Raw genomic sequence first — 19,225 nt, 5'->3', positions numbered from 1 at the left:
GGACGGCGCCATGAAAGCCGTGCGGCTGGAAGCGGTTGGCAGCATCGCGCTGCGCGAGGTCGACAAACCTGTCGCCGGCCCGGACGAGCTTCTGGTGCGCATCGAAGCCTGCGGCGTCTGCGGCACCGACCGGCATCTTTTCCATGGTGAATTTCCGTGCCGGCCGCCGGTGACGCCCGGACATGAATTTTCGGGCATCATCGAGGCGATCGGCAACGCCGTCTCCGGCTTTGTCGTCGGCGACCGCGTCACCGGCGATCCCAACATCGCCTGTGGACGGTGCCCGCATTGCCATGCCGGCCGGGTCAATCTCTGCCGCAATCTCAACGCCATCGGCATCCATCGCGACGGCGGCTTTGCCGAATATGTGATTCTGCCGCAGGAACAGGCTTTCATCCTGCCCGCCGAATTGCCGCCGACGCATGGCGCCTTCTGCGAGCCGCTCGGCTGCTGCCTGCATGGCGTCGACCTTGCAGAAATCAGGCCGGGCAGTTCGGCGATCGTGCTGGGCGGCGGTGTGATCGGTCTGCTGACCGTGCAATTGGCAAGACTGGCCGGCGCCACGACCATCATCCTGTCGACCAGGCAGGCTTCCCGGCGCGCGCTTGCCGAGTCGCTCGGCGCGACGGCGACGGTCGATCCCGCTGCCGGCGACGTCATTGACGCCATCGCGGGAGCCGCAGGCCTGATGCCCGGCGGCGCCGACGTGGTGTTCGAATGCGCTGGCGTGCGCGACACCGTCGAGCAGTCGATGCGGCTGGCAAGGGCCGGCGGCACGGTCGTCATTGTCGGCGTGACGCCGCAAGGCATGAAGGCGGAATTCGAGCCATTCGACCTGCTGTTTCGGGAATTGAAGGTGGTCGGCTCGTTCCTCAATCCGTACACGCATCGCCGCGCCGCCGAATTGATCGCTTCCGGCGCGATCGAGATCGACCGGCTGATCTCCAGGCAGGTGCCGCTCGAAGAGGCGGCCGATGTGATCGCCAACCCGCCGGCGCCCGGCGAGGTCAAGGTGCTGGTGGTGCCGTGACGGGGTTGAGCCAAGGACCGGTCGCGCCGGACCCGCTTGCCGTCACGCTGCCGATCGGCTATCCAGCCGGCGCCGAAAAAGACATGACCGGTAAGGTAGTCCGGTCTCTTCCGTTCCAGGACGGAGGCCTGTTCGCCGCATGAATATGCGGGAGAACCCGCGGCCGGCAAGCGAGGCGAAAGCCCGTGGGCCGGTTGGGTCATGTCCGGATTTTCTGATGTCACGGTCCCGCCGGTTCCCGGTCCGCAGCCAAGCCTGTCCGCGTTTCAACCGCAACAGGACAAAGACCATGAAACTGAACCATCTCAACCTCATCACATCGGAAGTCGCGGCTCTTGCCGCCTTCTTCGCCAGCCATTTCGGCTTCGAACTTGTCGCCATGCGCGGCAAGGATGCCTTCGCCATCCTGCGCGGAGCCGACGGCTTTGCCCTCAACCTGATGACGCCGGGCAAGGGAAAACCCTCCGCGTATCCGGACGGCTCTCACGTCGGCTTTTTTGTCGGCAGCCCAGAGCTTGTACACGCCAAGCAGGCCGAATTGACCGAAGCAGGCTTCGCGCCGGGCGAAGTCGAGGACCTGACGCGCGGCGGCTTCAAGTCCACAACCTTCTACTGCCATGCACCGGGCGGAATACTGGTCGAGGTCGGTTCCGCACAGGCCTGAAAAGAAAGACCCCGGGCGTGTCGCCCGGGGTCTCTTCAACAAACGCGGTGGGCCAGTTTTACAGCTTGCCGTTGCGCTGCTGGACCATCATGAAGGTGTCGTAATTGTACTCGGCCACCTGCGCCCAAAGGTAGTGCTCCTTGCGGAAGCCCTTGATCGATTCCCAGATCTTCTTGAACGGCGCGTTCGAGGCCTCCATTTCGGCGTAGACCTCGTTGGCCTTTTCGAAGCAGGCGGCCATGATCTCCTGGCTGAACGGACGCAGTTTCGCGCCGCCGGCCACCAGCCTTTTCACCGCCGCCGGGTTCACATAATCGTATTTCTGCAGCATGTCGGCATCGGCGGCTTGCGCGGCGGTGCGCAGCAGCGATTTGTAAGCCGGCGAAAGCTCTTCGTATTTCGCCTTGTTGAACATCAAATGCACGGTCGGGCCGCCTTCCCACCAGCCGGGATAGTAGTAATAGGGCGCGACCTTGTAGAAGCCGAGCTTCTCGTCGTCATAGGGGCCGACCCATTCGGCGGCGTCGATCGTGCCTTTTTCCAGTGCCGGATAGATGTCGCCGCCGGCGATCTGCTGCGGCACGACGCCGAGCTTCTGCACCACCTTGCCGGCGAAGCCGCCAATGCGCATCTTGAGGCCAGAGAGGTCGGCGACCGTGTTGATTTCCTTGCGGAACCAGCCGCCCATCTGCACGCCGGTATTGCCGCCCGGCAGGCCGAAGAGACCTTGCGTGGCGAGGAACTCGTTGAACAAGTCAATGCCGCCGCCATGGTAGTGCCAGGCATTCATGCCGCGCGCGTTGAGCGAAAAGGGAACTGCCGCGCCGAGCGCCCATGTCGGGTCCTTGCCCCAGTAGTAATATGCCACCGTGTGGCAGGCCTCGACCGTGCCGGCCGTGGTGGCGTCGGCGGCCTGCAGGCCGGGCACGAGTTCGCCGGCGGCAAAGACCTGGATCTGGAAATTGCCGTCGGTGGCTTCCGACAGCATCTTGGAGAACACCTCGGCGCCGCCATAGATGGTGTCGAGCGACTTCGGGAAGGACGACGCCAGCCGCCATGTCACCTTGGGATTGGACTGGGCGATTGCCGGGGCCGCCAGCGTTGCCGCCGCCGCCGCGGCGCCGACGCCGGTCACACCTGCCTTGCGAATGAATGAACGACGATCCATGCAGTTCCTCCCTTTTGGATCAACAGACCGACATCCGGGAAATCCTCGGGCTCCCGCATCGGTTGGCCGAAACAATACACAGCCGAGAAGCCTAGTCCAGCACGGCGGCCTGATTTGGTGACCAAGCCATGCGACCCTGCAACTATAGTCTAACAGGGGATTTCGTGGCCCATGCGACACGCCGAAACTTGGCATGGAAAAATGCCCGGGGATCGCCTATTTTGGAGGCAGGACATCCCTTGGCCAGATGGAAAACAGACCCAAAATGCACCAGCCGCTCGTCGCCATATCGACCGACGTCCGTCAGTTCGACAACTACACTTGGCATGCCGCCCCGCAGCAATATCTCGAAGCGGCGGTTGCCGGCGCCGGCGTGTTCCCGCTGCTGGTGCCGTCGTTCGGCGACAGGCTCGACTTCGACGAACTCCTGTCCTCGGTCGACGGCGTCATGGTCACCGGGTCGAAATCCAACGTGCACCCCTCGCTTTACGGTGGCGATGCCAGCGAAGCCAACGGTCCCTATGATCCGGCGCGTGACGCCACCACGCTGCCGCTGATCCGCCGGGCGATCGAGCGCGGCGTGCCGCTGCTCGCCATTTGCCGCGGCATCCAGGAGCTCAATGTCGCGCTCGGCGGCACGCTGGGCACCGAGATCCACGAGCGCGAGGGTTCGCTCGACCACCGCGCGCCAGTGAGCGACCACCAGGACGAGCGCTTCGCCATCCATCAGACCATTTCGATCAAACCGGGCAGCTGCCTGGCCGGCGTGTTCGGCGCCGGTGAGATCAAGGTCAATTCACTGCACCGCCAGGCGATCGACCGGCTCGGGTCGAAGCTCGAGATCGAGGCTGTCGCCACTGACGGCACGGTCGAAGCGGTGTCGGTCAAGGGCGCCCGCGCCTTCGCCGTCGGTGTCCAGTGGCATCCGGAGTACTGGGTCAACTCGGACAGCAACTCGGCCAAGATATTCCGCGCCTTTGGCGACGCGGTGCGCCTGCATGCCGCCGCCAAGGCTGGCTCGCGGGCAGCGGCGGAGTAATCAGTCGCCGGTCCTGTGCTCGCCCGCCAGCGACAGCAAGGGCGCGGCGGGCGCATAGGATTCGTAGCCGTCGCCGTCGGCCACGGCGAAGGTGACGATCGGATCGATGCCGTTGACGCTGAAGGCGACCGTGCCGTCATTCTGCTCGCGCCAGAACTTTGCCTGTTCAATGCCGGGCATCAGACGACGGCATGTCGGAGCAACTGTAAGCAGGGACAGGCCATCCGAAATTTCAGCCCCGCGGCTCACCGCGCAGGCTCCCTCAGCGCCATTGGCGACCAGCCTGTAGGTGTTGGACGGCGTGACCTCTTCGGCGACGCTTTCGCCATTGCCGTCATGAAACAGTTGAACGCCGCCAAACAAGGCTGCGGCGGCGATCAATGCGAAAAGCGTTTTCATTCTGCCTCATCCACACACAAGGGCAGGATGGAGAATGATTTCAAAGGGTTAAGCTGGCGTTAATAAATGTGGCAAACTGCCACTCAGCCGGGAGCCTTCACATGCGCCGTCTCCGGCACCGGCGTCCGCGGCCGGCGCTCGGTGAACCAGGACACCAGATTGTCGACGCACAGATCGGCCATGGCGCGGCGCGTGTGCTCGGAGGCCGAACCGACATGCGGCAACAGGGAGGCGTTGGGGGCGTCGAGCAACGCCTTGGGCACGTTCGGTTCGTCGGCGAAGACGTCGAGCCCGGCGGCGGCGATGGTGCCGTCGGCAAGCGCCGCTGCGAGCGCCACCTCGTCGACCGTGCTGCCGCGGCCGATATTGACGAAGACGCCGTTGGCGCCGAGCGCCGACAGGATCTCGGCATTGACCGCCTTCTGCGTCGAAGCCCCGCCAGGCGCCACCGAAATCAGCGTATCGACCGCTTCCGCCAGACCCTTCAGCGTCGGATGATACTCGTAGGAAAGACCCTCGACCCGACGCCGATTGTGGTAGGCGACGGGCAGTCCGAACGCCTCAAGCCGCCGGGCGATGGCCTGTCCGATGCGGCCCATGCCGAAAATCCCGACGCGGCGCGCGCGCAAGGTCAGCCGGCTGAGCGGATAGTTGCCCTTGCGCGCCCAGCTGCCGTCGCGCAGCCAGTTTTCCGCGCGTGGCAGGTCGCGGATCGTGTTGATCAGCAGGCCGATCGCCGTGTCGGCGACCTCCTCGGTCAGCACGTCGGGCGTGTTGGTGACCATGATGTTCCTCGCAGCCGCATGGCCGACATCGACCGAATCATAGCCGACACCGAAGGAGGCGATGAGTTCGAGATTGGGCAGCGCGTCCATCATCGCCGCGCTGATGCCGGCAAACGACGCGATGCCACGCACGGTGCGGCGCATCTCCTCGGTGACCAGCGCCGGATCGGCGCGCTCGATCCTGATCTGTTTGAAGGTACGGTCGATGCGCCTGACGGCATGGTCGCTGAAGTCCGCCGGCACCAGAATGGCGACGGCTTGCAGCTCTTCGGCCTTGGTCATGCCCGCTCCACCGGCTTGCCGGTCGACTGGCGTACATGCAGTTCCGGCTTGATCAATTCCTGCGAGGGCCGCACCGTCTGCCCGTTGAGCTTGTCGAGCAGCGCGCTGGCGGCGCGGCGGCCGACCTCGCGCTGGCCGTTCCAGACGGTGGTCAGCGCCGGCGTGGCGATCGCCGCCTCCTCTAGATCGTCATAGCCGGTGACGGAGATGTCGATGCCCGGCACCAGGCCGGCGCGCGCAATGCCGTTCATCAGGCCGATGGCGACGAGGTCGTTCCAGCAGCAGGCGGCGGTCGGTCTGTCCTTCAGCGCCAGGAACTGTCCGGCGGCCTCGAAGCCGGCCTGCTTGGTGCGCGGGCCGGCGATGCGCCAAGACGGCCTGACCTCGAGCCCGGCCGCCTCCATGGCGTTGACATAGCCCTGGTAGCGATCGCGGCCGGTCGAGGTCTGGTCGGTACCGCCGATCATGGCGATGCGCTTGTGGCCGAGCGAGATCAGATGGTTGGTGGCAAGCCCGGTGCCATAAGCGTCGTCGCCGCGAAACACCGGCACGTCGGCGCCCTCGACGGTGCGGGCGATGAGCACCGCCGGCAGGCCGTTCTCCTCGGCCATCAGTATGTCGGCGGCCGGGGTGCCGATGGCCGGCGACATGATGACGCCGTCGGCGCCGAGCTGCAGCAGCGTGTCGATGAAGGTGCGCTGCTTCTCGAGCTGGTCGTAGTGGTTGGACAGGATGAAGGTCTGCCGGCTGCGGTCGAGCTCGCTCTCGATCGAACGCAGGATCTCGGCGAAGAACGGGTTCATGATGTCGTGGACGACGACGCCGACAATGCCCGAGCGCGAGGTGCGAAGGCTGGCGGCGCGGCGGTTGTAGATATAGCCGATGGCGCGCGCATGTTCCTTGATGCGGTCGCGCGTCGAACCGGCAACCAGCGGGCTGTCGCGCAGCGCCAGCGACACGGTGGCCGTGGACACGCCAAGTGCATCGGCGATCGTCGAAAGCTTGATTTTTTGTGCCAGCGCCTTGCGCCCCCCGAACGAGCTGAATTGCGACCTAAACAGTTTAAAGGCGGCGTTATGCCACCGATCGGGGGCAAATCAAAGTTTTTTTGCCAGCGCCTCGGCCTCGACATCGGAGGCCGCGCGGCTCTGCAGCCGAAGCCGGTGCTCGCGATGGACGATGTAGAGGCCGCTGGCGACGATGATGGCGGCGCCGACCAGCGTCCAGCGATCCGGGAACTGCTTGAAGACGATCCAGCCGGAAATGATCATCCACACCATCTGCGAATAGGGATAGGGGGCGAGCGCCGTGGTCGTCGCCAGCCGATAGGCCTGGACCAGTAGCCAGTGCCCGACGCCGCCGAACACGCCAAGCATAAGCAGCACGAACCAGTGCCAGCCGTCATGCGGCAGCGAAAAGGAAAACGGCAGCATGGGCAGAAGCAGCACCGTCGGCGCCAGCGCTGAAAACAGGATCAGGCTTTCCGACGTCTCGGTCGACGACATGCGGCGCGTCATGATGACATAGAAGCAGTTCGACAGCATCGAGCCGAGTGCGAAGAGATGGCCGATGCCGAAGACGCCGACACCTGGCCTCGTGATGATGAGGACCCCGGCGAAGGCGGCCAGGATGGCCAGCCAGCGCCGCCAGCCGGCCCATTCGCCAAGCAGCGGGCCGGCAAGTGCCGTGATCACCATCGGCCCGAAGAAATAGATCGACGTCGTCTCGGCCAGCTGCAGGGAGCGCAGGGCCAGGATGTTGCACATGGTCGAGCCGAACAGGAACACACCACGCAGCACATGCGCCGGCAGGTTGACCGGGCGAAACCGCACCGGATCGCGCCAGCCGCGCAGGAGCGTGCCGACCAGCACGACATGCACGGCAAAGCGCACCCAGGCAACGATCAGCGCGGAAACGCCGGCAAGGACGAGATATTTGCTCGAGGTGTCGAGGAAGGTGAAGAAGACATAGGTGGAAAGCATGCACAGGATCGCCACCGGCGGCGTCGCGCTTTCGACATATCTTTTGGAAGCATTCACGTGCAGGCCGGGGAAAAGCTGGGCTAGAGCGCACCTTTGCGGGAATTGCCGCTTGCCGGCAAGCCAATTGTCGGCCGCTGCCGCGCACCTGAGCTCGCTGGCACAACAATAGCAGCCGCCAGGCTTAGTCCAAGCCTCCCCCCTAAGCCTGCATGCGGGCGCCCTTGGTGATCTTGTCGACCACCTTCTTCTCGGCGCGCAGCGCGATGCCGACCACCTTGGCGTCTTCAGGCGCGAATTGTGCAAAGACGGCGCGGTTGGCGGCGTCGAAGCCGGTGGAAAACATCTCCTCGACATAGAGCGAGGTCGTCACGCCGCGTTCAAGCGTGCGCCGGTGGATCGCGGCCAGCGACACCTGGTCTGCCGACAGCACGATGACCGGCTGGATCGAAAGGGGGTTGTAGAGATTGCCGGAGCGGTCGCGATAGGGCTCGCCGATGATGTCGGGAAACTGTGCGACTATGCCACTAGTCAGAAATGCGGTGACGTTGAGTTTCTGCCAGACGGGCAAGTCTTCCCGCAGGACGATTGCAAATTTCGTATCGAACATGAGAAAAGGGACCATTCGAGGTTGGGCCTCGATTGCGAGGCTGAAGGAGACGATGTCGTTCGAACTAGACCGGCAGGCCTCTAGGGGTCTTGGACGTTTGTGCGCGGATGCGGCGGAGAACTGCATCATCTCCGCGCCCGACCCCGCCGGCATGGAGCGGATCGAGGCGCGCTTTCATGGCAGCGCCTTCGATCTGCATCGTCATGACACCTACGCGATCGGGGTGACTCTGCATGGCGTGCAGACCTTTCGCTATCGCGGCGCGACGCGGCTGAGCCTGCCCGGCCAGATCATCGTGCTGCATCCCGACGAACTGCATGATGGCGGCGCCGGCACCGAGGACGGGTTGCGCTACCGGATGCTCTATCTCGAACCGTCGCTGATGCTGGACTGCCTTGGCGGCGCATCGTTGCCCTTCGTCAGGGATGCCGTGGTGAGGGACGACGCCTTCTGCGCCACGCTGCTTTCGGCGCTGGGGCCGCTACAGCAGGAACTCGACGAGCTGTTCGTCGACGATTTTCTCACGCAACTGATGCACGGCCTGGCGCGCCATGCCGGCCAGCCGGCGAAGCCGATGGCCCGGACGGCGTGGCGGGCGGCGGCGCTGGCGCGGGATTATCTGACCGAGAACGCAACGCGTCCCGTACGCTCCGGCGAGCTGGAAGCCGTCACCGGACTGGACCGCTACGCCTTATCGAGGCATTTCCGCGCCGCCTTCTCGACCAGCCCGCATCGTTTCCTGGTAATGCGCCGGCTTCAGCGCGCGCGGCGGATGATGGCCGCCGGCGAACCCCTGGCGCAGATCGCGGTCGAGGCGGGCTTCACCGACCAGAGCCATTTCAACAGGCAATTCAAGAAGGCGTTCGGCATGACACCGGGGCGCTGGTCCTCGCTGATCCAGGGCTCAACCCCGGCAGCGGCCTGATCAGTCGTCCGACTCGGCGTCGTCGTCGATCAGCTCCAGCTCCTCGTTGGAGAGGTTGGCCTCGATGCGGGCCAGCAGCTTGAACAGCGCCTTCTGGTCCTTCTTGTCGAGGCCCTTCAGCGCCTGCTTTTCAGTCTTCTTCACCGATTTCTCGATGGCGTGGATGATATCGCGGCCAGTGTCGGTGAGAAAGATGTGCGCCTGGCGGGCATCGGCCTCGGACGCGCGCTTTTCCAGAAAGCCCTGCGCCTGCAGCCGGTTGATGGTCTTGGTGATGGTCGGCGGGCGCACGCCGAGGCGGCCGGCAAGATTGCCAGGCGTCTGGCCGTCCTCTCGGTCGAGCGCCAGCATGATCTGGTCCTGGCCAGCGTAGAAGCCATGCGCCAGGAGCCGGGCCGCCAGCGCCGTTCTTGCCAGCCTTGCCGCCGAATGCAGCCGGCTCATTGTCGCAGTCTTGTCCGCCTTGGCCATGGTCATCCCTCTTCGGCCATACCGGTAGCGACAGCATAGACGCAGCCGGCCGGTTGGCAATCGACGATAAAAAGAATCCGGCGCGTGAAACAGCTTTGCCGGCAAGCATTGCGGTGCCCGCCGTGGCTAATGCCAGATGTTTATTTCAGTTAGATGACAAACGACTTTTCGCCGCACAGGAATCAACGCCAAGACAAGGCGCGCGTGGCATGAAAGGCGCCTTGCTCGCCACAGGGGCGCGCTCCCGCAGTCATCCGGCATGCCGATATTACAAGTAGCCAGGCCGAGAGCTTTGGCCCATCGGTTTGCCCCGTGCAAAAGCCCTGCACACATCCTATATGGAACCGACAATCCCTTTTTCGAGGCCTGGATTTGAAGGCCCAGTCATCTCGAGGCAAGCCATGAGCGACGCACAGACGCAGATCCCCGTAACCGTTCTCACCGGCTATCTCGGCGCCGGCAAGACGACGCTGCTCAACCGCATCCTGTCGGAGAACCATGGCAAGCGCTACGCGGTCATCGTCAATGAATTCGGCGAGATCGGCATCGACAACGACCTGATCGTGGAATCCGACGAGGAAATCTACGAGATGAACAATGGCTGCGTCTGCTGCACGGTGCGCGGCGACCTGATCCGCGTCGTCGAGGGCCTGATGCGCCGGCCGGGGCGCTTCGACGCCATCGTGGTCGAGACCACCGGCCTCGCCGATCCGGTGCCGGTGGCGCAGACCTTCTTCATGGACGACGACGTGCGCTCCAAGACCAAGCTCGATGCGGTGGTGGCGCTGGTCGATGCCAAGCATCTGCCGCTCAGGCTCAAGGATTCCAAGGAAGCCGAGGACCAGATCGCCTTCGCCGATGTCGTCGTGCTCAACAAGACCGATCTCGTCACCCCGGAAGAACTCGCCAAGGTCGAGGCGACGATCCGCGCCATCAATCCGGCGGCAAGGATCCATCGCACCACGCGCGCCGGCGTCGCCCTGTCGGAAGTGCTCGACCGCGGCGCCTTCGACCTGTCGCGGGCGCTGGAGAACGATCCGCATTTCCTCGAGGCGCATGACCATGATCATGATCATGATCACGAGTGTGGCCCGGACTGCGATCACGACCATCATCATCATGACGGGCATGACCACCATCATCACCATGATCATGCGCATCCTTCCGACATCCATGACGTGACGGTGAAATCGGTGTCGCTGCGCGGCGGCGAGATGGACCCGAAGAAGTTCTTCCCCTGGATCGAGAAGATCACGCAGATGGAAGGCCCCAACATCCTGCGGCTGAAAGGCATCATCGCGCTCAAGGGTGATGACGAGCGTTACGTCCTGCAGGGCGTGCACATGATCATCGAGGGCGACCACCAGCGCGCCTGGAAGGACGGCGAGAAGCATGAGAGCCGGCTGGTGTTCATCGGCCGCGAACTCGACGCCGAGCGGCTCAAGAAGAGTTTCGACGCCTGCCAGGCGGCTTGATTTCCTGACTTTATGGCGCTAGCGCTGCCCCCTCTTCCTTCTCCCTGCGGGAGAAGGTGGCCTCGCGAAGCGAGGTCGGATGAGGGGTGTTCCAGCTTGGCAATGACGGTGCTCCGTCACCCACCCCTCAACCGTCTCGGCGCTGCGCGCCGATCCACCTTCTCCCACAAGGGGAGAAGGTGGGCGTCACATCTGGCGGCGCTGGCGCCTTCCCGGGTTGGCGACAAATCTCATTGGAATGGTTCTGATGCCCACAGTTGCCCCTCTCGATCTCGAAGGCCATTGCGTGGCCGCCGTCTTCCTTGGCAACGTGCCGCATTTCGCGCTGGCCGACGGCGCCATTCATCGGCTCGACAATGGCCACAAGACCATCCAGGCCAATGACGGGCTGCTCGCCGCGTTCCACGATGCGGCCAATGACCGGCTGATCACCGGCGGCGAGGACGGCAAGGTGTTTGCCGTGAAAGCGGGCGGCGAAGCCACCGACGTGGCAAGCGCCGGAAAAAAGTGGGTCACCAGCGTCGCCGCCGGGCCGCAGGGCGCCATCGCCTTTGCGACGGGCAAGACTGCCTTCGTGCGCTTCGCCGATGGCAAGACCAGGGAATTTACCCATCCGCGTTCGGTCGAGGGGCTGGCGTTTTCGCCCAAGGGCATGCGCTTCGGCGTTGCCCGCTACAATGGCGCGACGCTGCATTTCCCGGCTGCCGAAGGCAAGCCGGTGGAGCTCGAATGGGCCGGCGCCCACACCGGCATCACCTTTTCGCCGGACGGTGCCTTCCTCGTCACCACCATGCAGGAAAACGCGCTGCATGGCTGGAAGCTCGCCGACGGCAAGCACATGCGCATGACCGGTTATCCCGGCAAGGTCAAAAGCCTGTCATGGAGCGTCAAAGGCAAATGGCTGGCGAGTTCCGGCGCGCCGGCGGCGATCGTCTGGCCGTTTTCGGGCAAGGACGGGCCGATGGGCAAGGCGCCGCTGGAACTCGGCACGCGCGGCAACACGATGGTGACATGCGTGGCATGCCATCCGAGCCAGGACGTCGTGGCGATCGGCTATGAGGACGGCATGGTGATCGCCGCGCGCTTCGCCGACGCCAAGGAAGTGCTGCTGCGCCGGCAAGGCAAGGGCGCCATCACCGCGATGATGTGGGACAAGGAAGAACGCCGCATCGCCTTCGGCAGCGCGGCCGGCGACTGCGGCGTCATCGACATCACGGCCTGAACTCACCGCGTTCGCGCGGCCAGCCGAAGAGGCTTGCGCCGCAGCGACAGCCCGTCGCGCATGTTGAGTGATAGCAGTGCGATATTCGTTGCGCCGGCTACCAGTTCGATCGTCTGGACGATCATGAAGAAATTGTCGAAGCGACCGGCCGCGGCAAAGCTGCTGAGCAGAAAGGCCGAGGGCACGAGCACCAGCAATCCGTTGGCGGCGATGATGCGCATGCGCCACTTCTTGCGTGCCACGACCGGGCTCTTCCAACCCTTGCCGAGCGAAAAGCCCGATGCGCCGGCAATGATCATTGCCGGGATGAGCACCGCCATGCCGGCCAGAACGCAGTTCTTGACCGTTGTGATCGCGGCCGTGTCGCCGAACAGTTCAACCGTGGCCGTCGACAGCCAGAAAGCAGAAACCGTGATGAGCGCGACGGCGCCTGCCGCTGCATGAATTTTGGTTTTCATTTTGATCTCCATAGCAAGCTATATATCATTGCATAGCATGCTATTCAACTATTATCTGGCGGGCATGACCTTTCAGAAGGAACGATCCGCCGGATTCCTGGCCAACCATATGGCGCGGTTGTTCGCCAACGGGCTGCAGCAGCGCATCCGGCCGCTCGGCCTGGCGCCCGCCCAGTTCATGACGCTGCTGGCGCTGTGGGATGAAAATGGCCTGACGCAACGCGAACTCGTGCAGCGTCTCAACGTGGAACAAGCGACGATGGCCAACACGCTGATCCGCATGGAACGTGACGGGCTGATCGAACGGCGCCTGCACCCCGAAGACGGGCGCTCGCAGTCGATCCATCTCACCGCGAAAGCCGTGGGCCTGCGCGAACCGGCGATGCAGGCCGCGCGCTCACAGAACGAGGTCGCCCTGACAGGCTTCAGCGAGGACGAGCGGCTGGTGTTTCTCGACCTGATGCGACGCGCCATCGCCTCGATGCAGGCAGGCTGACACAACCGATCGGCGAGGCTACTCAGCCCCGCACGACACCGTGCCCGTCAATTCAACCGGCTTGCCATTCTTGTCGGTGTCGGCGGCATTGTCGTAGACGGCAAGCGTGTATTGCCCGTCATAGACGCCTTCGTCGCTGGCCTTGGTCAGGATCGTCAGTTCGACCGAATTGAAGGCGTTCGCCACCTCGTGCTCGTGGTAGATGTTCAGCCGCAGTTCCTTGTCGTCCAGCCAGTACTGGGTCAGGTTGGAATCTCCGAACACTGTCTTGCGCAATCCATCGCCAGCCGGCCTCGCCTTGATCTCGAGATCGCCGCGGAAGTTGAAGGTCGGGCCGCCCATGCCCCTGGTGACGCCGGCGCCGACGTCGAATGTCACCGCCGTATCGTCGACGTTGCACCAGATGCCGCCCGAGGCGAGGGCCGTGCCGGCCGACGCCAGAAGAATTGCCACACAGGCGATCGTCCGCATTCTTGTTCCCCCACCTCAATTCCCGCTCATATTGGCGCTGACTTCGGCAGCACGGTCAAGCGCCGCTGGAAAAGGCTGAGCCAATGCAGGGCGGGCGCGCGGCCAATTGCGGTTGCGGACATGGATTGGCTAAGAGGGACGGACGAGAGGGGTTTTCATGCGCAGCAGCGACAGTTCAAAGACGTCCATCGGCGGCATCAGCCGCGACCGCATCGCGCAACTGCGCGAGACCGAAGGCGCGGCCTTCCGCAAGGCGCGGCCGAAATCGCAGGCCAAGGTCGGCAACGGCCTGCCCGGCTTCTTCGGCGGCGTGCCGATGCATTGGATGAACGACTGGCCGACGCCGTTTCCGATCCTGGTCGACAGCGCCAAGGGCGCTGCGATCACCGACATAGACGGCAACAGGCTCGACGATTTCTGCCTTGGCGACACCGGCTCGATGTTCGGCCATTCGCCGCCGCCGGTGGCGCGCGCCATCCGCCGCCAGGCCGGGCGCGGCCTGACCTACATGCTGCCTTCGGAAGACGCGCTTGCCATCGGGCCGCTGCTGCAGCAACGCTTCGGCCTGCCGTTCTGGCAGATCGCGACGACGGCGACCGACGCCAACCGCTTCGCGCTACGCGTTGCCCGCGCCGTCACCGGTCGCGAAAAGATCCTGGTCTTCAACGGCTGCTATCACGGCTCGGTCGACGAGACGATGGTGCGGCTGATCGACGGCAAGCCAGTCAACCGGCCAGGACTGGCGGGCGAGTTCCGTGACCTGACCCGCACGGCCAAGGTGATCGAGTTCAACGACGTCGCCGCGCTGGAAGCGGCATTGAAGGACAAGGACGTGGCCTGCGTCATCGCCGAACCGGTGCTGACCAATTCCTGCATGGTGCTGGCCGACCCTGGCTTCCATGACACGCTGCGCCGACTGACCCGCGAGACCGGCACGCTGCTGCTGATCGACGAGACGCACACGATCTCGACCGGCCCGGGCGGCTACACCAGGAAATACGGCCTGGATCCGGACTTCTTCGTGCTGGGCAAGCCGATCGCCGGCGGCGTGCCGGCAAGCGTGTGGGGCATGAGCGACGAGGTTGCCTCGCGCTACGCCGACTACAACAGGACCAAGGAGCCCGGCTATTCCGGCATGGGCACGACGCTGTCGGCCAACCCGCTGCAGTTCGCTGCCATGCGCGCCACGCTGGAAGAGGTGATGACGGCGGAGAATTATGACCACATGGACCATCTGGCGCGGCGTCTGGATGCCGGGCTGACCGGCGTGATCGACCGCTATCGCCTGCCCTGGCATGTCGCCCGCGTTGGCGCCCGTGTCGAGTTCATCTGCGCACCCGGCCCGTTGCGCAATGGCGCCGAAGCGGAGACCGCGCACGCGCCGGAGCTCGAGGCCGCCATCCATGTCGCGCTGGTCAATCGCGGCGTGCTGATCGCGCCCTTCCACAACATGATGCTGATCTCGCCGGCGACGTCAGGCGCCCAGGTCAACCGGTTGATCAGCGCCTTCGGCGCGGTTGCGGCAAAGCTTGCGGCATGAGACAAGCGGCCATGGACAATGCCATCGTGACCTCCCCTTCGGGGTCTTCGCCCACCGAGGCGCAAGCCTTTCTCGACGCCCATCCCGAGATCGAGGCCTTCGATATCGTGCTGACCGACGCCAATGGCGTCGGCCGCGGCAAGATCGTGCGCCGGCATGAACTTAAAAGCATTTTCGAGGGCGGCCGGCATATGCCGATCTCGATTCTCGGCCTCGACATCACCGGCGAGGATGTGCACGAGACCGGGCTGATCTGGACGACCGGCGACGGCGACCTCAGGGCCTGGCCGATCCCCGGCACGCTGGTGCCGCTCTACGGCACCAATCCGCCGCGCGGCCAGGTGCTGATGGCGATGTACCATCTCGATGGCCAGCCGATGTCGTCGGACCCACGCCTGGCGCTGGCCCGGCAGGTCGACATATTGGCGGCCAAGGGGCTTTACCCGGCCGGCGCCTTCGAGCTGGAATTCTTCCTGCTGGCCAATGAGCGCGATGCCGACGGCAAGGTGCAGCCGGCGCGCGCGGTGCTCGACGGCCGCGTTTCGGGCAAGACGGAGGTCTATTCCGTCGACCATCTGCACGGCATGGAGCCGCTGTTCTCCGACATCTACGCCGCCGCCAAGGCGCAAGGCATTCCGGCCGAGACGGTGATATCGGAATATGCACCGGGCCAATACGAACTGACGCTGAACTACCGCAAGGATGTGATGCGGGCGGCAGACGACCTCGTCATGCTGAAGCGGCTGGTGCGGGCGCAGGCGCGACGCCATGGCGTGACCGCCTGCTTCATGGCCAAGCCAATCGAGAAATATGCCGGCTCGGGCATGCATTTCCACGTCTCGCTGCAGGACAGAGCCGGCCGCAACGTGTTTGCCGAAGCCGGCGGCGAGAGCTGGTCGCTACCCCTGTTGCAGGGGCTCGGCGGGCTGATCCAGACAATGGCGGAATCGATGCTGGTGTTTGCGCCGCACGCCAATTCCTGGCGGCGCTTCGTCTCGCAATCCTATGCGCCGGTGGCGCCGACCTGGGGCGTCAACAACCGCTCGGTGGCGCTGCGCGTGCCGGCGGGTGACGCCAGGAACCGGCGCATCGAGCACCGGCCGTCCGGCGTCGACGCCAATCCCTACCTGATCGCCGCGACTGTGCTGGCCGGCATCATCAAAGGCCTCGACGAAGGGCTCGATCCGGGTCCGGAAACGACCGGCAACGGCTATGAAGCGGCCGTCACCCGCACGACGATGCCGGCGGATTGGCGTGCCGCGATCGAAGCGGCCAAGGCCTCCAGCTTCCTGAAAGGCGCGCTCGGCGAGGATTTGCACCGCACCTTCGTGGCGATCAAACAGTCCGAATATCTGCGCGTGGCACGCACGGTCAGCGAACTGGATTATCATCTCTACCTGCACGAGGTGTGACAAACCTTGTGATGGGCGGCGATCACTTTTTTCGCCGCCTATGTCAAATGAGGTAGCGCGGCGGCAGCCTAGAACATATCATGAACAGATGAGCGCTCTCACCGTCCGTGAAAAGCTGGCGATCCTGTCCGACGCCGCCAAATATGATGCCTCCTGTGCCTCATCCGGCTCGGTGAAGAAGGATTCGCTGAAATCCGGCGGCATCGGCTCCACCGAAGGCATGGGCATCTGTCATTCCTATGCACCGGACGGCCGCTGCATTTCGCTCCTGAAGATCCTGCTCACCAATTTCTGCATCTATGATTGCAGCTATTGCATCAACCGCTCGTCATCGAATGTGAAGCGCGCACGCTTCAGCATCGACGAGGTGGTGAAGCTGACCATGGATTTCTACCGGCGCAACTATATCGAGGGCCTGTTCCTGTCCTCGGGCGTCATCCGCTCGCCCGACGAGACCATGAGCGAGATGGTCGAAGTGGCAAGGCGGCTGCGGCTGGAGGAGAAATTTTCCGGCTATATCCATCTCAAAACCATTCCGGAAAGCTCCGCCGAACTGGTCGAAAAGGCCGGCCTCTATGCCGACCGCCTGTCGATCAATGTCGAGCTGCCCACTGATGAGGGCGTCAAGAAACTGGCCCCGGAAAAGAAGCCGGAAACGATCCGTCTTTCCATGGCGAGGCTGCGCCAGAAGATGGAGGAAAAAGCCGAACCGACGCTGAGGACCAAGAAGCGCGAGCGCTTCGCGCCGGGCGGGCAGTCGACGCAAATGATCGTTGGTGCCGACAAGACATCCGACGACGGCATATTGCACACCAGCGCGCGGCTCTATGGCAGCTACCATCTGCGGCGCGTTTATTACTCGGCCTTCAGTCCGATCCCGGACTCGTCATCGTCGCTGCCGCTGCAGAAGCCGCCGCTGGTGCGCGAGCATCGGCTTTACCAGGCCGACTGGCTGATGCGTTTTTATGGGTTCTCGCAGCCGGAAATCCTGGCCGGCAGCAGCGATGGCATGCTCGACCTCGCCATCGACCCCAAGCTCGCCTGGGCGCTGCGCAATCGCGGGCAGTTTCCAGTCGACATCAACCGGGCAGATCGCGAGGCGCTGCTGCGCGTTCCCGGTCTCGGCACCAAGGTGGTGGCGAAAATCCTGGAGACGCGGCGCCACCGGCGAATGCGGCTCGAAGATGTCGGGAGAATTTGCCAGTCGATCGCCAAGCTCAGGCCATTCATCATTGCCGAAGGCTGGTCGCCTGGCGCTGTCACCGACAAAACCGGCCTGCGCGACACCATCGTGCGTTCCTGCGAACAATTGTCGTTGTTTTGACCATGCCGCCGGCCGAACTCAAACTTGCCCGATACGGCGTCTTGCTTGAAAGCGAGACCGACTTTGCCGGTTGGCGCGACGCGGCCCGGCGCCTTGCTCTGAACGAGGTGAGGCCCGAGGACATCAGCTGGCACGTCGCGGCCGGTTCAGGGCGGCCGCCGAGCGATTTGCCGGCTGTGCCTGACGGTGTACAACTCGTGGTGCCGCGCGACTTCATCGAGCACGCCGAAACCGCATTCTGCCATTCCGACCCCAGCCGGTTCGCCTTACTTTACCGGATGCTGTGGCGGTTGCGCACCGAGCCGAAGCTGCTGGCAATCGCATCGGATCCCGACACCAGGCGCCTGGAGGCCATGGAAAAAGCGGTGCGGCGCGACAGCCACCAGATGCATGCCTTCGTGCGCTTCCGGAAGATCGGCGATGGCGACGAGGAGCGCTATGTCGCTTGGTTCGAGCCGGATCATTTCATCGTCGAGCGCAATGCGGATTTCTTCGTCAGGCGCTTCACCGGCATGCGCTGGACGATCCTGACGCCGCACACCTCCGCCGACTGGGACGGTGAGAGACTGGCGATCGGACCGGGCGCGGCCAAGGGCGATGCCCCTGAACAGGACGACACCGAGGCGCTGTGGCGCACCTATTTCGAGAACATCTTCAATCCGGCGCGGCTGAAGGTGAAGGCCATGCAGAAGGAGATGCCGAAGAAATATTGGCGGAACCTTCCCGAGGCCTCGCTCATTCCAGAGCTGATCGCAGGAGCGGACAAGGCCGCCACGGAGATGATTGCCAGAATGCCGACAATACCCGCCCCGCACCACGCCAAGGTGCAGGCAAAGCATTGGCCGAAGCGTGAGCCTGCCGAGGTGTCCCAAGGTGACGAAGCCAGCAGCATTTCCGAGCTGCGCGAGGCCGCGAAAGGTTGCCGTCGTTGCCCGTTATGGCGCGATGCGACCCAAACCGTGTTCGGCGAAGGACCTGATGATGCCAAGGTCATCTTTGTCGGCGAGCAGCCCGGAGATCAGGAGGACCTCGCCAGCAAACCTTTCGTCGGTCCGGCCGGCAAGGTGTTCGACGCGATCCTCGATGACGCGGGGGTAGATCGCCAAAAAGTCTACGTCACCAATGCTGTCAAGCACTTCAAATTCGAACCGCGCGGCAAGCGCCGCATCCATTCCAAGCCGAATGCCGGCGAGGTGCAGGCCTGCCGCTGGTGGATCGACAGGGAATTCACACTGATCAAGCCGGATCTTGCCGTGGCACTCGGCGCAACGGCTGCCTTGTCTTTGCTGGGTAAAGCTATTCCTGTGACGAGAATGCGCGGCCAGGTGATCGAGCGGGAGGATGGGCTGCGCGTGTTCATCACCATCCACCCGTCCTTCATCCTGCGCATTCAAGAAGCTGCGGAGAAGGACGCCGAGCGCGAGAGGTTTCTGACCGATATGAGGCAAGTGAAGCGGCTGATGACGACCTGAAGG

Annotated in this window: 20 protein-coding genes; 11 read left to right on the top strand and 9 right to left on the bottom strand. The window is 64.0% G+C overall.

Annotation, left to right across the window (positions count from 1 at the left end; all coding sequences use genetic code 11):
• Positions 1-10: 10 nt before the first annotated feature.
• Positions 11-1,030: a zinc-dependent alcohol dehydrogenase family protein gene (locus tag QQK95_RS24305; protein ID WP_284276924.1), complete on the top strand. Its 1,020-nt coding sequence runs from the start codon at positions 11-13 to the stop codon at positions 1,028-1,030.
• A gap of 289 nt (positions 1,031-1,319) precedes the next feature.
• Positions 1,320-1,694: a VOC family protein gene (locus QQK95_RS24300; protein ID WP_284276923.1), complete on the top strand. Its 375-nt coding sequence runs from the start codon at positions 1,320-1,322 to the stop codon at positions 1,692-1,694.
• 58 nt (positions 1,695-1,752) lie between these two features.
• Here QQK95_RS24300 and QQK95_RS24295 read toward each other — a convergent pair whose 3' ends face one another.
• A complete protein-coding gene (locus QQK95_RS24295) occupies positions 1,753-2,862 on the bottom strand; it encodes a TRAP transporter substrate-binding protein (protein WP_038651600.1) in 1,110 nt (369 codons plus the stop codon).
• Positions 2,863-3,127: 265 nt separating this feature from the next.
• On the opposite strand from QQK95_RS24295, the gene QQK95_RS24290 reads away from it, so the two are divergent.
• Positions 3,128-3,901: a gamma-glutamyl-gamma-aminobutyrate hydrolase family protein gene (locus QQK95_RS24290; protein ID WP_284276922.1), complete on the top strand. Its 774-nt coding sequence runs from the start codon at positions 3,128-3,130 to the stop codon at positions 3,899-3,901.
• Here QQK95_RS24290 and QQK95_RS24285 read toward each other — a convergent pair whose 3' ends face one another.
• The 5 genes from QQK95_RS24285 to QQK95_RS24265 all read right to left on the bottom strand — a co-directional run bounded on the left by QQK95_RS24285 (position 3,902) and on the right by QQK95_RS24265 (position 7,956).
• The gene (locus QQK95_RS24285) at positions 3,902-4,300 is read right to left on the bottom strand and encodes a hypothetical protein (RefSeq protein WP_284276921.1); all 399 of its coding nucleotides are present in this window, start codon (positions 4,298-4,300) and stop codon (positions 3,902-3,904) included.
• 83 nt (positions 4,301-4,383) lie between these two features.
• Positions 4,384-5,367, bottom strand: a complete 984-nt coding sequence (locus QQK95_RS24280) for a 2-hydroxyacid dehydrogenase (protein WP_284276920.1) — start codon at positions 5,365-5,367, stop codon at positions 4,384-4,386.
• The gene (locus QQK95_RS24275; protein ID WP_199646143.1) at positions 5,364-6,386 is read right to left on the bottom strand and encodes a LacI family DNA-binding transcriptional regulator; all 1,023 of its coding nucleotides are present in this window, start codon (positions 6,384-6,386) and stop codon (positions 5,364-5,366) included. Before QQK95_RS24275 ends, QQK95_RS24280 begins: the two co-directional genes overlap by 4 nt.
• 78 nt (positions 6,387-6,464) lie before the next feature.
• Positions 6,465-7,349 carry a DMT family transporter gene (locus tag QQK95_RS24270; RefSeq protein ID WP_407660605.1) on the bottom strand — a complete coding sequence of 295 codons (885 nt, stop codon included), beginning with the start codon at positions 7,347-7,349 and terminating at the stop codon, positions 6,465-6,467.
• 199 nt (positions 7,350-7,548) lie between these two features.
• Complete coding sequence (locus tag QQK95_RS24265; protein WP_284276918.1) at positions 7,549-7,956, bottom strand: DUF2000 family protein; 408 nt, start codon at positions 7,954-7,956, stop codon at positions 7,549-7,551.
• A gap of 52 nt (positions 7,957-8,008) precedes the next feature.
• Here QQK95_RS24265 and QQK95_RS24260 point away from each other — a divergent pair, with 52 nt between their 5' ends.
• On the top strand, positions 8,009-8,881 hold the full coding sequence (locus QQK95_RS24260) for an AraC family transcriptional regulator (protein ID WP_284276917.1): 873 nt from the start codon (positions 8,009-8,011) through the stop codon (positions 8,879-8,881).
• Here the strand turns inward: QQK95_RS24260 and QQK95_RS24255 are convergent, their stop codons facing one another.
• Positions 8,882-9,352, bottom strand: coding sequence for a MarR family winged helix-turn-helix transcriptional regulator (locus QQK95_RS24255; RefSeq protein WP_284276916.1), 471 nt, complete (start codon positions 9,350-9,352; stop codon positions 8,882-8,884).
• A 401-nt stretch (positions 9,353-9,753) separates the two neighbouring features.
• Between QQK95_RS24255 and QQK95_RS24250 the strand changes: the two genes are divergently transcribed.
• Both QQK95_RS24250 and QQK95_RS24245 read left to right on the top strand, forming a co-directional pair.
• Entirely contained in the window at positions 9,754-10,827 is a 1,074-nt protein-coding gene (locus tag QQK95_RS24250; protein WP_284276915.1) for a CobW family GTP-binding protein, read from the top strand.
• Between the two features lie 247 nt (positions 10,828-11,074).
• A complete protein-coding gene (locus QQK95_RS24245; RefSeq protein WP_284276914.1) occupies positions 11,075-12,049 on the top strand; it encodes a WD40 repeat domain-containing protein in 975 nt (324 codons plus the stop codon).
• 2 nt (positions 12,050-12,051) lie between these two features.
• On the opposite strand, the gene QQK95_RS24240 is transcribed toward QQK95_RS24245, so the two are convergent.
• Positions 12,052-12,507, bottom strand: a complete 456-nt coding sequence (locus QQK95_RS24240) for a hypothetical protein (protein ID WP_284276913.1) — start codon at positions 12,505-12,507, stop codon at positions 12,052-12,054.
• Between the two features lie 64 nt (positions 12,508-12,571).
• Here QQK95_RS24240 and QQK95_RS24235 point away from each other — a divergent pair, with 64 nt between their 5' ends.
• A complete protein-coding gene (locus QQK95_RS24235) occupies positions 12,572-13,003 on the top strand; it encodes a MarR family winged helix-turn-helix transcriptional regulator (RefSeq protein ID WP_284276912.1) in 432 nt (143 codons plus the stop codon).
• Positions 13,004-13,021: 18 nt separating this feature from the next.
• On the opposite strand, the gene QQK95_RS24230 is transcribed toward QQK95_RS24235, so the two are convergent.
• Entirely contained in the window at positions 13,022-13,474 is a 453-nt protein-coding gene (locus QQK95_RS24230; protein WP_284276911.1) for a hypothetical protein, read from the bottom strand.
• A 157-nt stretch (positions 13,475-13,631) separates the two neighbouring features.
• Between QQK95_RS24230 and QQK95_RS24225 the strand changes: the two genes are divergently transcribed.
• The 4 genes from QQK95_RS24225 (at position 13,632) to QQK95_RS24210 (ending at position 19,222) form a co-directional block, all read left to right on the top strand.
• Positions 13,632-15,014: an aspartate aminotransferase family protein gene (locus tag QQK95_RS24225; protein WP_284276910.1), complete on the top strand. Its 1,383-nt coding sequence runs from the start codon at positions 13,632-13,634 to the stop codon at positions 15,012-15,014.
• An 11-nt stretch (positions 15,015-15,025) separates the two neighbouring features.
• Positions 15,026-16,426: a glutamine synthetase family protein gene (locus QQK95_RS24220; RefSeq protein ID WP_284276908.1), complete on the top strand. Its 1,401-nt coding sequence runs from the start codon at positions 15,026-15,028 to the stop codon at positions 16,424-16,426.
• A gap of 88 nt (positions 16,427-16,514) precedes the next feature.
• Positions 16,515-17,750: a putative DNA modification/repair radical SAM protein gene (locus QQK95_RS24215; protein WP_284276907.1), complete on the top strand. Its 1,236-nt coding sequence runs from the start codon at positions 16,515-16,517 to the stop codon at positions 17,748-17,750.
• A gap of 2 nt (positions 17,751-17,752) precedes the next feature.
• Positions 17,753-19,222, top strand: coding sequence for a UdgX family uracil-DNA binding protein (locus QQK95_RS24210; protein ID WP_284276906.1), 1,470 nt, complete (start codon positions 17,753-17,755; stop codon positions 19,220-19,222).
• Positions 19,223-19,225 lie beyond the last annotated feature (3 nt).

Origin of the sequence: Mesorhizobium huakuii (assembly GCF_030160235.1) — a bacterium.
GTDB lineage: Bacteria > Pseudomonadota > Alphaproteobacteria > Rhizobiales > Rhizobiaceae > Mesorhizobium > Mesorhizobium huakuii.
This window is presented reverse-complemented; position numbering and strand designations above follow the sequence as displayed.

Coding starts and splice junctions, on each gene's coding strand:
- QQK95_RS24220 (WP_284276908.1), top strand. CDS start 15,026: ATGGACAATGCCATCGTGACCTCCCCTTCGGGGTCTTCGCCCACCGAG.
- QQK95_RS24215 (WP_284276907.1), top strand. CDS start 16,515: ATGAGCGCTCTCACCGTCCGTGAAAAGCTGGCGATCCTGTCCGACGCC.
- QQK95_RS24260 (WP_284276917.1), top strand. CDS start 8,009: ATGTCGTTCGAACTAGACCGGCAGGCCTCTAGGGGTCTTGGACGTTTG.
- QQK95_RS24305 (WP_284276924.1), top strand. CDS start 11: ATGAAAGCCGTGCGGCTGGAAGCGGTTGGCAGCATCGCGCTGCGCGAG.
- QQK95_RS24285 (WP_284276921.1), bottom strand. CDS start 4,300: ATGAAAACGCTTTTCGCATTGATCGCCGCCGCAGCCTTGTTTGGCGGC.
- QQK95_RS24290 (WP_284276922.1), top strand. CDS start 3,128: ATGCACCAGCCGCTCGTCGCCATATCGACCGACGTCCGTCAGTTCGAC.
- QQK95_RS24230 (WP_284276911.1), bottom strand. CDS start 13,474: ATGCGGACGATCGCCTGTGTGGCAATTCTTCTGGCGTCGGCCGGCACG.
- QQK95_RS24235 (WP_284276912.1), top strand. CDS start 12,572: ATGACCTTTCAGAAGGAACGATCCGCCGGATTCCTGGCCAACCATATG.
- QQK95_RS24245 (WP_284276914.1), top strand. CDS start 11,075: ATGCCCACAGTTGCCCCTCTCGATCTCGAAGGCCATTGCGTGGCCGCC.
- QQK95_RS24255 (WP_284276916.1), bottom strand. CDS start 9,352: ATGGCCAAGGCGGACAAGACTGCGACAATGAGCCGGCTGCATTCGGCG.
- QQK95_RS24240 (WP_284276913.1), bottom strand. CDS start 12,507: ATGAAAACCAAAATTCATGCAGCGGCAGGCGCCGTCGCGCTCATCACG.
- QQK95_RS24265 (WP_284276918.1), bottom strand. CDS start 7,956: ATGTTCGATACGAAATTTGCAATCGTCCTGCGGGAAGACTTGCCCGTC.
- QQK95_RS24250 (WP_284276915.1), top strand. CDS start 9,754: ATGAGCGACGCACAGACGCAGATCCCCGTAACCGTTCTCACCGGCTAT.
- QQK95_RS24280 (WP_284276920.1), bottom strand. CDS start 5,367: ATGACCAAGGCCGAAGAGCTGCAAGCCGTCGCCATTCTGGTGCCGGCG.
- QQK95_RS24300 (WP_284276923.1), top strand. CDS start 1,320: ATGAAACTGAACCATCTCAACCTCATCACATCGGAAGTCGCGGCTCTT.
- QQK95_RS24210 (WP_284276906.1), top strand. CDS start 17,753: ATGCCGCCGGCCGAACTCAAACTTGCCCGATACGGCGTCTTGCTTGAA.
- QQK95_RS24225 (WP_284276910.1), top strand. CDS start 13,632: ATGCGCAGCAGCGACAGTTCAAAGACGTCCATCGGCGGCATCAGCCGC.
- QQK95_RS24295 (WP_038651600.1), bottom strand. CDS start 2,862: ATGGATCGTCGTTCATTCATTCGCAAGGCAGGTGTGACCGGCGTCGGC.
- QQK95_RS24270 (WP_407660605.1), bottom strand. CDS start 7,349: ATGCTTTCCACCTATGTCTTCTTCACCTTCCTCGACACCTCGAGCAAA.